This window comes from Leucobacter sp. HNU (genome assembly GCF_047946755.1).
Classification (GTDB): domain Bacteria; phylum Actinomycetota; class Actinomycetes; order Actinomycetales; family Microbacteriaceae; genus Leucobacter.
Genome location: NZ_CP178837.1, coordinates 1,093,946 through 1,104,832 on the forward strand (window position 1 = coordinate 1,093,946; position 10,887 = coordinate 1,104,832).

10 protein-coding genes, 1 other RNA gene and 1 pseudogene are annotated in these 10,887 nt (G+C 69.7%); 8 read left to right on the top strand and 4 right to left on the bottom strand.

The window, feature by feature from the left end; all coding sequences use genetic code 11:
- Positions 1 to 25 precede the first annotated feature (25 nt).
- The 3 genes from AB3K78_RS05315 to AB3K78_RS05325 form a co-directional block, all read right to left on the bottom strand.
- The gene (locus AB3K78_RS05315) at positions 26 to 937 is read right to left on the bottom strand and encodes an epimerase (protein ID WP_416447307.1); all 912 of its coding nucleotides are present in this window, start codon (positions 935 to 937) and stop codon (positions 26 to 28) included.
- A gap of 68 nt (positions 938 to 1,005) precedes the next feature.
- Positions 1,006 to 1,866 carry a universal stress protein gene (locus AB3K78_RS05320; protein ID WP_416446761.1) on the bottom strand — a complete coding sequence of 287 codons (861 nt, stop codon included), beginning with the start codon at positions 1,864 to 1,866 and terminating at the stop codon, positions 1,006 to 1,008.
- 45 nt (positions 1,867 to 1,911) lie between these two features.
- Complete coding sequence (locus AB3K78_RS05325; RefSeq protein ID WP_416446762.1) at positions 1,912 to 3,351, bottom strand: glyceraldehyde-3-phosphate dehydrogenase; 1,440 nt, start codon at positions 3,349 to 3,351, stop codon at positions 1,912 to 1,914.
- 229 nt (positions 3,352 to 3,580) lie between these two features.
- On the opposite strand from AB3K78_RS05325, the gene AB3K78_RS05330 reads away from it, so the two are divergent.
- The 6 genes and pseudogenes from AB3K78_RS05330 to rnpB all read left to right on the top strand — a co-directional run bounded on the left by AB3K78_RS05330 (position 3,581) and on the right by rnpB (position 8,330).
- The gene (locus tag AB3K78_RS05330; protein WP_416446763.1) at positions 3,581 to 4,495 is read left to right on the top strand and encodes a MetQ/NlpA family ABC transporter substrate-binding protein; all 915 of its coding nucleotides are present in this window, start codon (positions 3,581 to 3,583) and stop codon (positions 4,493 to 4,495) included.
- Between the two features lie 125 nt (positions 4,496 to 4,620).
- Positions 4,621 to 5,649 (top strand): methionine ABC transporter ATP-binding protein, encoded by a 1,029-nt coding sequence (locus AB3K78_RS05335; RefSeq protein WP_416446764.1) that lies wholly within the window; start codon positions 4,621 to 4,623, stop codon positions 5,647 to 5,649.
- Positions 5,649 to 6,314 (top strand): methionine ABC transporter permease, encoded by a 666-nt coding sequence (locus AB3K78_RS05340; RefSeq protein ID WP_416446765.1) that lies wholly within the window; start codon positions 5,649 to 5,651, stop codon positions 6,312 to 6,314. Before AB3K78_RS05335 ends, AB3K78_RS05340 begins: the two co-directional genes overlap by 1 nt.
- A gap of 2 nt (positions 6,315 to 6,316) precedes the next feature.
- Positions 6,317 to 7,184 (top strand): annotated as a pseudogene (locus tag AB3K78_RS05345) (Nif3-like dinuclear metal center hexameric protein).
- A gap of 11 nt (positions 7,185 to 7,195) precedes the next feature.
- The gene (locus tag AB3K78_RS05350) at positions 7,196 to 7,924 is read left to right on the top strand and encodes a zinc ribbon domain-containing protein (RefSeq protein ID WP_416446766.1); all 729 of its coding nucleotides are present in this window, start codon (positions 7,196 to 7,198) and stop codon (positions 7,922 to 7,924) included.
- Positions 7,925 to 7,953: 29 nt separating this feature from the next.
- Positions 7,954 to 8,330: RNase P RNA component class A (rnpB, locus tag AB3K78_RS05355), an RNA gene on the top strand.
- Positions 8,331 to 8,373: 43 nt separating this feature from the next.
- Here rnpB and map read toward each other — a convergent pair.
- A complete protein-coding gene (map, locus tag AB3K78_RS05360) occupies positions 8,374 to 9,246 on the bottom strand; it encodes a type I methionyl aminopeptidase (protein ID WP_416446767.1) in 873 nt (290 codons plus the stop codon).
- 18 nt (positions 9,247 to 9,264) lie between these two features.
- Here map and AB3K78_RS05365 point away from each other — a divergent pair, with 18 nt between their 5' ends.
- Both AB3K78_RS05365 and glnA read left to right on the top strand, forming a co-directional pair.
- Entirely contained in the window at positions 9,265 to 9,468 is a 204-nt protein-coding gene (locus AB3K78_RS05365; protein ID WP_416446768.1) for a methionine aminopeptidase, read from the top strand.
- Positions 9,469 to 9,549: 81 nt separating this feature from the next.
- Positions 9,550 to 10,887: a type I glutamate--ammonia ligase gene (glnA, locus tag AB3K78_RS05370; protein WP_046456319.1), complete on the top strand. Its 1,338-nt coding sequence runs from the start codon at positions 9,550 to 9,552 to the stop codon at positions 10,885 to 10,887.

Consider the following 10,887-nt stretch of genomic DNA (forward strand, 5'->3'; position numbering starts at 1 on the left):
TTCCGTACGCGGGCCGCGCAGCGGGTCAGGCGAAGGATTCCCGCAGCGCCGGCTCGAGATCCGGGTAGGCGAAGCGGAATCCCGCCTCCTGGAGCCGCTCGGGCAGCACCCAGCGGCTCTTCAGCACGAGCTCGGTCTCGGTGCGGATCGCGGCGGCCCCGATCTCGAGCATCCACCGCGGCATCGGCACGCCGAACGGGATCCCCAGCACGCGGCGCACCGCCGCCTGCAGCTCCCGGTTGGTCGAGGGATTCGGCGAGGCGACGTTGATCGGCCCGTCGAGTTCCGGGTGGGACTCGAGGAACCCGACGATGCGCGCGACGTCCTCGACGTGGATCCAGCTGAAACGCTGCGCGCCCCACCGCGCGCCGAAGCGATGCGCGGTGCCCGCCCGGCGGCGGCGCCCGGGGCTCGGCCAGCGGCCATCCCACTGCGCCCCGCCGAGGCCCAGGCGGGCCAGCGCGCCGATGGGGCCGAGCACTCCGCCGTGACCGAGCACGATCGCCGTGCGCAGCGCCACTCGGCGGGTGCCCGGCAGTTCGCCCGAGAAGAGCTCGCGCTCCCAGGCTCGGGCGATGCCGACCGAGAAGCCCGCTCCGAGCTCGCCCGCGCGCTCCGTCATCGGGCGGTCCTCGGCATGCCGGTAGATCGTCGCCGTGGACGCATTGATCCAGAGCGGGGGAGGTGCGTCCACGGCGCGGATCGCGCGCGACAGCGCGGCGGTGGTGCCGACGCGCGAGCGCAGGATCTCGGCACGGTTCGCCGGGGTGTACCGGCAGTTGACGCTCTTGCCGGCGAGGCCGAGCACGAGCGCCGCGCCGTCCACGGCGCGGGCGAGGCCCGATGCGTCGTCCCAGCGCAGATCGGCGCCCCCGCGGCCGACGGTGATGACGTGCCGGCCGGCCTCGCGCAGCCGCTGGACCAGCACACCGCCCATGAAGCCTCCGGCTCCGCCGACGACCACGCGGCCGCTCGGCGGAACCGGGGAACCGGGCGAACCGGTCGTCACTCGGCGCGGGTGACCAGGGTGGGGCAGGGCAGCTCCTGCAGCACGCCGTGGCTCACCGAACCGAGCAGGAGCCGCGAGAAACCGCCGTGCCCGCGGCTGCCGACCACGAGCAGATCGGCGCCCGTCGCGGCCTCGACCAGCGCGGTCACCGGCGGAGCCTGCACGAGCTTGCGCTGCACTTCGAGATCGGGGTAGCGGTCCGCGAGGCCCGCGGTGCCGATCGCGATGGCCTCCTCGGCCGCGGAACGCTGCGCGGCGATGAGATCCTCGCTCCACAGGTATTCGAGGCCGGGCGTCAGGGGCGGCATCCAGGCGTAGACCGCGATGAGCGGCACTCCGGCCCGCGAAGCCTCGGCCGCGGCGACGGCGATCGCCCGCTTCGAGGGTCCGGAGCCGTCGACGCCGACCACGATGCCGGGGACGCGCCCGCCGTCCGACTCGGCACGCGGCTTGGGGATCACCGCGACGGGGCAGTGCGCGACCGCGGCGACCTTCACGGCACGGGTGCCGAAGAAGGTGCCGGCGAAGCGGCTGCCGGAGTGCGCGCCCAGTACGAGGAGGTCCGCGCGCTTCGACGCCTGCTCGAGCTCGGTGACGGGATGGCCGACCACGGCGGTGCCGCTGACCGAGCCCGTGAATCCGCTGCGCTTGGCGTATGCGCACTCCGCGGCCAGCATCTCGTCGGAGGCCTTCTGCGCCTCGGAGACGAATGCGACGCTCTCGGAGAGGAAGGTGTCGTCGGTGACGTAGATCAACTCCACCGACGCGCCGCGTTCGCCGGCCCGCCTCAACCCCCAATCGAGCGCTGCTCGACTCTGCTCGGAACCGTCTACTCCGATGATGAACTTCTCGGACATGGTGCTCCTTTCGGGGGCTGAGGCGGGTGGGGCCGGACCGTTCGGCTAGGCCTCCAGCGCCGGGAGGTGGGCCGGGTGGCTGCCGGCGAGCTGCTCGATGATGCGGACCACCTGGCAGCTGTAGCCGTACTCGTTGTCGTACCAGACGTAGACCACGGCACTGTCACCGGTCACGATGGTGGCGAGGCCGTCGACGATGCCGGCGCGGTTCGAGCCGACGAAGTCGGTCGAGACGATCTCGGCGGACTCGACGTAGTCGATCTGCGTGCGCAGCGCGCCCGTGAGCGACACCTGCTCGAGGATCGAGTTGAGCTCCTCGCGGGTCGTCTCGCGCTCGAGCTGCAGGTTCAGCACGGCCATCGAGACGTCGGGGGTGGGAACGCGGATCGCGTTGCCGGTGAGCTTGCCCTCGAACTCGGGGAGCGCCTTCGAGACGGCCTTCGCGGCGCCCGTCTCGGTCAGCACCATGTTGAGGGCGGCGGAGCGGCCGCGGCGGTCGCCCTTGTGGAAGTTGTCGATCAGGTTCTGATCGTTGGTGTACGAGTGCACGGTCTCGACGTGACCGCGCTTGACTCCGAAGTGGTCGTTCATGACCTTGAGCACCGGCGTGATGGCGTTCGTGGTGCAGGAGGCGGCGCTGAGGATGATGTGCTCGTCGGTGATTTTGGAGCTGTTCACGCCGTAGACGACGTTGAGCATGTCGCCCTTGCCGGGGGCGGTGAGGAGCACGCGCGAGATGCCCTGGTTCTGCAGGTGCTGCCCCAGGCCCTCGGCATCGCGCCAGCGACCCGTGTTGTCGACCAGGATCGCGTCCTCGATGCCGTACTGGGTGTAGTCGACGCTCGCGGGGTCGTTCGAGTAGATGACCTGGATGCGCACACCGTTGGCGAGGATCGCGTCCTCGTCCTCGAGCACCTTGATGGTGCCGTTGAACGGGCCGTGCACCGAATCGCGCTTCAGGAGGTTGGCGCGCTTCGCGAGGTCGTTCTCGGAACCCTTGCGCACGACGATCGCGCGCAGGTTCAGGCCGTTGCCGCTGCCCGAGTGGTCGATGATGATGCGGGCGAGCAGGCGGCCGATGCGGCCGAAGCCGTAGAGCACGACGTCGGTGCCGGTGCCGCGCTCGGCCTCCAGGGCCGGAGCCAGCTCGGCGCGCAGGTAGGTCTCGAGATCGCTCTGGCCCGACGCCCGGAAGCCGTTGGCGAGCAGTGCGAGGTCGACGGAGACCGGGCCGGGCTGGATCTTCGCCAGGGCCTCGACGACGGCCGACGACTCCTCGAGCGGAAGCTCGACGTCGTCGATCTTGCGCGCGAAGCTGTGCGCGCGGATGATGTCGATCGGAGAGCGGCCCACCAGGCTGCGCCCGTGCACCGACATGACCACGTCGTGATCCCGATACAGCTGACCGATGAGCGGGATCATCCGCTCGGCGAGCTCCTGCTTGGCCTTCCAAGCTTCGAGGTGTGCATCCGCGCGCTGGATCATGTGAACGGTGGGTTCCTTCCCTGGAATGTGAGGACTCCCGGCCTGCCCGCCGGCGCCGTCTGAGGCGTCGTACCTCAGTATCCCATGCGCGTGCCCGCCGCGCGTCCGCGGCGCTCCGATTTCGCAGGATCCTCGGCGCCGTCATGAAACGTCACGCAGTTCGCGTCCGGAGGCGAGCATCGCACAGACTCGTGGAGACCGAGCCAGATCGTCACGAAACGAGGAATCCATGGCACTCAGCAAGAAGCGCGGCATCATCGCCGCTTCGATCACCGCCCTGGCGCTCGTGGCTACCACCGCGCTCGCCGGCTGCGCGACCTCGAACGACTCCGCCGACGCGGGATCGTCCGACGCCAAGCACGTCAAGATCGGCGTCGTCGGGGCCAGCGACCCGTACTGGAAGACCTTCGTCGATGCCGCGAAGAAGGAGGGCATCGAAGTCGAGCTGAAGGACTTCACCGACTACAACCAGCCCAACCCCGCGCTCAGCGCCGGCGAGCTGGATCTGAACCAGTTCCAGCACATCGTCTATCTCGCCGACTACAACGTGCAGAACAACGACGACCTGGTGCCGGTGGGCGCGACGGCGATCTACCCGCTCGCGGTCTTCTCCACCAAGCACAAGAAGCTCGACGAGATCCCGAAGGGCGGCACGGTGGCGATCCCTTCGGATCCGACGAACCGCGCCCGCGGTCTCAACGTGCTGCAGTCGGCCGGGCTGCTGAAGCTCAAGGACGGCGGCACGCTGTTCTCGACCCCGAAGGACATCGACGAGGGCGCCTCGAAGGTCAAGGTCAAGGAGATGGACGCCTCGTTCACCGCGACCTCGCTCGCCGACGTCGACGGCGCGGTCGTCAACAACGACTTCGTGACCAAGGCCGGCCTGAAGTTCTCGGACGCCCTCTACCAGGACGATCCCAAGGACGCCGGCGCGAAGTACTTCATCAACGTCTTCGCCGCGAAGAAGAAGGACGCCGACAACCCGACCTTCAAGAAGCTCATCGACCTCTACCAGAGCGACGAGGCCGTGCAGAAGGGCGTGCTCGAGAACTCGGGCGGTAGCGCCATCCTGCTGAAGACCCCGGTGTCGGAGCTGCAGGATATTCTGAAGGACGCCGAGAAGCAGGTGAAGGAGCACAAGTAAGCGCTCCCGCCGTTCGAACGATCGAGCGAGTGCGACGAGTCGGAACCGAGGTCTCGTGATTCCGATGCGTCGCCCTCGCTCGATCGGCTTTCCGGCACCACCATCCACTCAGAAGTGAGGGAACGATGACCCGTGTCCAACTGATCGGGGTCGGCAAGCAGTACCCCGGCCGAGGCAAGGCGAGCGCCCCCATCGTCGCCGTCGACGACGTCTCGATCGACGTCGCCTCGGGCGAGATCCACGCCGTCATCGGTTACTCCGGTGCGGGCAAGAGCACGCTGCTCCGACTCGTGAACGGGCTCGAGCGCGCGACCAGCGGCACGATCCTGGTGGGCGACGACGAGATCACCGGGCTGCCCGAGCGCGCGCTCCGAGGGGTGCGGGAACGCATCGGGATGATCTTCCAGCAGTTCAACCTGTTCCACTCGCGAACCGTCGCGAAGAACGTCGAGTACCCGCTCGTCGTCGCGGGGGTCCCTGCCGAGGAGCGGCGAGCGCGTGTCGCCGAACTGCTCGACTTCGTCGGCCTCGGCGATCGCGCGGGCGCCTACGTCGAGCAGCTCTCGGGCGGGCAGAAGCAGCGCGTCGGCATCGCCCGCGCGCTCGCGACGAACCCGGGGGTGATCCTCGCCGACGAGGCCACGAGCGCGCTCGATCCCGAGACCTCGCAGGAAGTGCTCGCGCTGCTCCGCCGGATCAACCAGGAGCTCGGCGTCACGATCCTGCTCATCACGCACGAGATGGACGTCGTGCGCGAGCTCGCGCACCGCGTCACCGTCATGGACGGCGGCCGCGCCGTCGAGCAGGGCGGGGTCTTCGAGGTCTTCTCGAGTCCGAAGACCGAGACCACGCGGCGCTTCGTCTCGACCGCGCTGCCGACCGAACCGAACCCGGCGCACCTCGCCGAGCTGCGCGAGCGCCACCGGGGCACGCTCGTCACCCTCACCCTCAAGGACGGTGGGGTCGACCAGCCTGTCGTGTTCCAGACCCTCGCCGACCGCGGCGTCGGCGTGAGCATCATCCACGGTGGCATCACCGACGTCGGCGGCCGCAGCTTCGGCCGCCTCACCCTCGAACTCATCGGCAACGACCTGCAGGTGGAGCACGCGGTCGCGGCGCTCGGGCAGCAGGCCGAACTGGAGGTGCTCCGCTGATGGACGGACTGATCAGCCTGCTGAACGACGGATCGATCGTCCAGGCGACGATCCAGACCCTCGTCTACGTGCTCATCGCGATGGCGGTCGGCGGTGTCCTCGGTCTCGTCGTCGGGGTCGCGCTCACCGTCACGAGGCAGGGCGGGCTCCTCGAGAGCCGCCCGGTGTTCTACGTCCTGAACTTCCTCGTGAACTTCTTCCGGCCGATCCCCTTCGTGATCCTGATCGCGGCGATCCAGCCGCTCGCCAGGGTCGTGGTGGGCACCGGCATCGGGGATCCCGCGCTGATCTTCATGATCTCCTTCGCAGCGACCTTCGGGATCGCTCGGCTCGTGGAGCAGAATCTGCTGACCGTCGCGCCCGGAGTGATCGAAGCGGCGCGCGCGATGGGGGCGGGGCCGTTCCGCACGATCCTCACCGTGCTGATCCCCGAGGGACTCGGTCCGCTCGTGCTCGGGTACACCTTCGCGTTCATCGCGGTCGTCGACATGACCGCGATGGCGGGCGTGATCGGCGGCGGCGGCCTCGGCAACCTCGCGATCCAGTACGGCTACCGTCAGTTCAACCCGTGGGTCACCTGGGCGGCCGTGCTCATCATCATCGTCATCGTGCAGCTCGTGCAGCTGCTCGGCAACGGCATCGCCCGCAAGCTGCTCCGGAGGTAGGCATGACCCACGACGCACCGCAGACGCTCGGTGACCTGCGCCGCACGGCTGAGCGCTTCTGGCCCGAGGCCACCGCCGAGAGCTGGGACCGCGTGGGCCTCGTGACGGGACGTGCCGCGGCCCCGCTGCGGCGGGTGCTGCTCGCGGTCGACGCGGTCGATGCCACGGTCGAGGAAGCCCTCGACTGGGACGCCGACGCGTTGCTGACCCACCACCCGCTGCTGCTGCGCGGCATCTCCTCGATCGCCGAGGACACGGCGAAGGGCTCGCTGCTCGCCCGTCTGATCCGGGGGAGTGCGCGCTGCTCGCGGCGCACACCAACGCCGACCAGCCCGAGCAGGGGTCTCCGACGTGATCGCGCGCCGGCTGGCCCTCGCAGGCACGCAGCCCATCGTGCCGATGGCGAGCGACCCGAGCGCCGGGATCGGACGGGTGGGGGAGCTGCCCGAGCCCGAATCGCTCCGGGTGTTCGCCTCGCGGGTCGCCGGGATCCTGCCGGCGACGGTCAGCGGGGTGCGCGTCGCGGGCGACCCGGATCGACCGGTCCAGCGCGTCGCGCTGCTCGGCGGCGCCGGCGACAGCCTGCTCGACCACCCGCTCGTGCGCGGAGCCGACGTCTACCTCACCTCCGACCTGCGGCACCATCCCGCGCAGGAATCGCTCGAGCAATCCGCCGTCGCCGGCGGTCCCGCCCTCGTCGACGTGGCGCACTGGGCGAGCGAGTCGCTCTGGCTGGACGGCGCTGCCGAGCGTCTCGCAGCGGAACTGCCCGGCGTCGAGTTCCGCGTGAGCACGCGACGCACGGATCCGTGGACCTTCTCGGTCGGCGCGCACGACGGACGCGCGTCGGGCACCGGTTCCGGGCGCTAGTCTTGGGTGCTATGAAGGCCAGCCCCCGCCAGCAGCGACTGCTGCTCGACCTGCAAGAGCTCGACACGACCGCGGCGCGGCTGCGTCGGAAACGCGAGCAGATCCCGCAGCGCGCCGAACTAGCGTCGCTGCAGGGCGAGCTGGCGGCCGCGAAGGAGCGCTTCATGGGGCTCCAGCGCGAGCTCGACGGCCAGCAGGCCGAGATCGACCGGCTCGAATCCGACACCCAGATGGTGCGGGATCGCCGGGCCCGCGACGAACAGCTGATCGCCGCGAGCACCTCGCCCAAGGAGGCGCAGGCGCTGCAGAACGAGCTCGACACCCTTGCGCGTCGCGCGGGCGAGCTCGAAGAGCGCGAGCTCGAGCTCATGGAGGTCGCGGAGCAGACGCAGGCGCGCTTCGATGAGGCCGCTGCCGCGCTGAGCGGCGTCGACGGGCGGCGCGCGGCGCTCGAAGCCGCGATCGGCGAGGCCGAGGCCGGCATCGCCCGCGAGGCCGCCGCGGCCGCCGAGGAGCGGGCCGGTGTGGCTGCCGAGATCCAGCGCGACCTGCTCGGCCTCTACGAGGAGACCCGCGCGCGCACCGGCATCGGCGCGGCCCGCCTGCGCGGCAACGTCTCCGAAGGGTCGAACATGGCCCTCGCTCCGGCGGAGCTGACGACGATCCGCGAGACCGCGCCCGACGAGATCGTGTTCTGCCCGGGCAGCGGCGCGATCCTCGTGCGCGTCGACGAGGCGTAGCCTCCTCGCGCTAGACTGTTCACCGAGAATGGGTCGGTGAGACGGTCGCGTCGCGTTCGCTTCGGCGGGCGCGCCGAGGAACGTCCGGGCTGCACAGAGGAGAACGGTGGGTAACACCCACCCGGGGCAACCCGCGAGAAAGTGCAACAGAAAGCAGACCGACCGTCCCGGTTCGCCGGGGCGGCACGGGTGAAACGGCGGTGTAAGAGACCACCGGCGTCCGTGGTGACACGGGCGGCCAGGCAAACCTCGTTCGCAGCAAGGCCAGACAGCAGGCGTTGACGCTCCTCGCCGAGTCTGCGGGTAGGCCGCTAGAGGGTGTCGGCAACGGCACTCCGAGAGAGATGACCGTCACCGCCGGTTTCGGCCGGCGGGACAGAACCCGGCGTATGATCCGGCCCATTCTCCCCAGAGCATCTCGTCGCGGCGCTCGTCGGCGCGCAGCGCGCTCAGTCGTCCGACAGCGTCAGGATCTCGACGCCCTGCTCCCGCACCACGAGGGTGTGCTCGAACTGCGCGGTCAGCGAGCGGTCGCGGGTGGTGACGGTCCAGCCGTCCTCCCATTGATCCCATTCGTGGGTGCCGAGCGTGAGCATCGGCTCGATCGTGAACACCATGCCGGGGACGATCACGTCGTCGAAGCGCGGCGCCGAGTCGTAGTGGGGGATGATGAGCCCGGTGTGGAACGCGGCGCCGACGCCGTGCCCGGTGAAGTCGCGCACCACGCCGTAGCCGAAGCGTTTCGCGTAGGTCTCGATGACGCGACCGATCACGTTCACCTCGCGCCCGGGCGCGACCGCCTTGATCCCGCGCATGAGCGCCTGCTCGGTCCGCTGGATCAGCAGGTCGGCCTCCTCGGAGACCTCACCGACGCGGAACGTGCGGTTCAGATCGCCGTGGTAGCCGTCGAGGTACGCGGTGACGTCGATGTTGACGAGGTCGCCCTCGCGCAGCACCGTGTCGTCCGGGATGCCGTGGCAGATGACCTCGTTGACCGAGGTGCAGCTCGACTTCGGGAACCCGCGGTAGCCGAGCGTCGACGGGTAGGCGCCGTGGGAGACGACGTACTCGTGCGCGATCCGGTCGAGCTCCTCGGTGGTCACGCCCGGGCGGATCGCCGCGGCCGCGGCGTCGATGGATCGCGATGCGATGCGGCCCGCCGCGCGGATCTTCGCGATCTCGTCTTCAGAATAGGTGTTGTCGCCCGTGTAGGGCGGCGGAGCGTCGCGGCCGACGTACGGCGGTCGCTGGATCTGCTTCGGGACAGCCCGCACGGGACTGACGCGACCGGGAACCAGATGACCTGCGGAATCGAACGGCATGCGTCTAGTCTATGGAACATGAGCAAGCGGGACTGGGGGATCGACGATCCCCAGGAGACGTACTGGTACAACACGCGCACCGGCGAGGTCGAGGACGGGCCCCAGTCGCTCTCCGTCGACCGGATCGGTCCGTTCGCGACGCGCGAGGAGGCCGCTCGCGGTCCCGAGATCGTCGCCGAGCGCGCCAAGAAGTGGGCCGAGGAAGACGCGCAGGAGGACTGAGCCGCGAGGGGCTCCTCGCCGGTAGTCTGAGAGCAGTCCTCGCGCAGCGCGGGGAGGATCATCGACCCGATCGGAGCCGGCGTGAGCAAGCAGCGGGATTTCGTCCTCCGCACCATCGAGGAGCGCGGCGTCAAGTTCGTGCGCCTCTGGTTCACCGATGTCGCAGGGACGCTCAAGTCCGTGGCCCTCGCGCCCGCCGAGGTCGAGGGCGCCTTCGGAGAGGGCATCGGCTTCGACGGGTCCGCGATCGAGGGGCTGACGCGCGCCTACGAGTCGGACCTGCTCGCGGTCCCGGACCCGTCGACGTTCCAGCTGCTGCCGTGGCGCAGCGAGACCGACCCGACCGCACGGATGTTCTGCGACATCCGCACGCCCAACGGCGAGCCGGCGGTCGCCGATCCGCGCAACGTCCTGAAGCGCGGCCTGGCCCGCGCTGCCGAGCGCGGCTTCACCTTCTACACGCATCCCGAGATCGAGTTCTACCTACTCAAGTCGAAGGAATTCGGCGCCGAAGGGCCCGTGCCGGTCGACCGGGCGGGTTACTTCGACAACGTGCCTGGGGGCACCGCGCACGACTTCCGACGCGACAGCGTCAACATGCTCGAGGATCTCGGCATCTCGGTCGAGTTCAGCCACCACGAAGCGGGACCGGGCCAGAACGAGATCGACCTGCGCTATGCGGACGCCCTCACCATGGCGGACAACATCATGACCTTCCGCACGGTGGTGAAGGAGGTCGCGATCGCGCAGGGCGTCCACGCGACGTTCATGCCGAAGCCGCTCGCCGGCCAGCCGGGGTCGGGCATGCACACCCACCTCTCGCTGTTCGAGGGCGACGCCAATGCGTTCTACGACCCTGCGGCGAAGTACCAGCTCTCGCAGACCGGGCGCCGATTCGTGGCGGGCCTGCTGCGGCACGCGCCCGAGATCACGGCGATCACCAATCAGTACATCAACTCCTACAAGCGCCTGTGGGGCGGGGACGAAGCGCCCTCCTTCGTGAGCTGGGGCCACAACAACCGCTCCGCGCTCGTGCGCGTGCCGAGCTACAAGCCGAGCAAGGGCGGCAGCGCCCGCGTCGAGTACCGTGCGCTCGACAGCGCGGCCAACCCCTACCTCGCCTTCTCGGTGCTGCTGGCAGCGGGTCTCAAGGGCATCGAGGAGGAGTACGAACTGCCGCCCGAGGCGGAGGAGAACCTCTGGGCACTGAGCGACGGCGAACGTCGTGCCCTCGGCTTCGACCCGCTCCCCACGAGCCTCGATCACGCGCTCGCGGTGATGGAGCGGTCGGAGCTCGTCGCGGAGGCGTTGGGCGAGCAGGTGTTCGCCTACCTGATCCGCGAGAAGCGCCGCGAGGTCGACGAGTACCGCAGCCAGGTGACGCCGTTCGAGCTGTCGTCGATGCTCGGCACGATCTGA

What these genes read in the sequence shown, in the direction of transcription:
- AB3K78_RS05350 (WP_416446766.1), top strand. Translation starts at nt 7,196, where the DNA reads ATGAAGGCCAGCCCCCGCCAGCAGCGACTGCTGCTCGACCTGCAAGAG.
- AB3K78_RS05335 (WP_416446764.1), top strand. Translation starts at nt 4,621, where the DNA reads ATGACCCGTGTCCAACTGATCGGGGTCGGCAAGCAGTACCCCGGCCGA.
- AB3K78_RS05325 (WP_416446762.1), bottom strand. Translation starts at nt 3,351, where the DNA reads ATGATCCAGCGCGCGGATGCACACCTCGAAGCTTGGAAGGCCAAGCAG.
- AB3K78_RS05320 (WP_416446761.1), bottom strand. Translation starts at nt 1,866, where the DNA reads ATGTCCGAGAAGTTCATCATCGGAGTAGACGGTTCCGAGCAGAGTCGA.
- AB3K78_RS05315 (WP_416447307.1), bottom strand. Translation starts at nt 937, where the DNA reads ATGGGCGGTGTGCTGGTCCAGCGGCTGCGCGAGGCCGGCCGGCACGTC.
- map (WP_416446767.1), bottom strand. Translation starts at nt 9,246, where the DNA reads ATGCCGTTCGATTCCGCAGGTCATCTGGTTCCCGGTCGCGTCAGTCCC.
- AB3K78_RS05340 (WP_416446765.1), top strand. Translation starts at nt 5,649, where the DNA reads ATGGACGGACTGATCAGCCTGCTGAACGACGGATCGATCGTCCAGGCG.
- AB3K78_RS05365 (WP_416446768.1), top strand. Translation starts at nt 9,265, where the DNA reads ATGAGCAAGCGGGACTGGGGGATCGACGATCCCCAGGAGACGTACTGG.
- AB3K78_RS05330 (WP_416446763.1), top strand. Translation starts at nt 3,581, where the DNA reads ATGGCACTCAGCAAGAAGCGCGGCATCATCGCCGCTTCGATCACCGCC.